Source organism: Kitasatospora nipponensis (assembly GCF_039528135.1).
GTDB lineage: Bacteria > Actinomycetota > Actinomycetes > Streptomycetales > Streptomycetaceae > Kitasatospora > Kitasatospora nipponensis.
Genome location: NZ_BAAALF010000856.1, coordinates 1 through 617, shown reverse-complemented (window position 1 = coordinate 617; position 617 = coordinate 1). Strand labels below are relative to the sequence as shown.

The 617-nt window shown below is 61.6% G+C and carries 1 pseudogene; it reads right to left on the bottom strand.

The window, feature by feature from the left end:
* Positions 1-422: 422 nt before the first annotated feature.
* A pseudogene (locus ABD323_RS43715) lies at positions 423-617 on the bottom strand (RICIN domain-containing protein); the annotation flags it as partial.

The following is a 617-nucleotide window of genomic DNA, read 5'->3' as shown; positions in this document are numbered from 1 at the left end:
CCCACCCGCTTCACACCACTGCTGGTCGCCCGCCCGCCCCCCCGCCAGGTCGGATAACCCCCGCTTGATCGAGCGTCCCACGACCACTGCAGCTGATCGCACGTCACTCAACCCACAACTCTTGACAATTACTCCATTGAAGCTCCAGCGGTTCAAGGCGACTTGGCAAGTCACCTCGTTCGACTGGAGCTTCGATGCGTACGTGACGGGCCCGGCCGGGCGGCTCCGGCCTGCGGACTCACGTGGTCACCAGGGCTTTGAAACGGCCCTGGCGTCATGGCGATCTCCTACGAGGACATGTTTCTCCTCAGCGAGTTGAGCCGCCTTCACAAGCTGTGGAACATCGACAAGCAACGCAGACTTAGGACCAGGCCGATCGTGCTGAACGACGCGCTGACCGCGAAGGCAGCAGCCTTCTCACACTATTTGAGCGGCGTGCCACCCGAGTTTTGGTAGGCGATCGTCTTCGCGAACAGGTTGCCGCCGTCGGTTTCAATCGTGGTCGACTTGTCCGATCCTTGGCCGAACAGCAGAGCCGCGACATGGGCGCTCGCGACCTGGTCCATGTGCGAGAACAGCCAGTCCACCTTGTCGTCCTGATAGTGGTACGGGGTGTT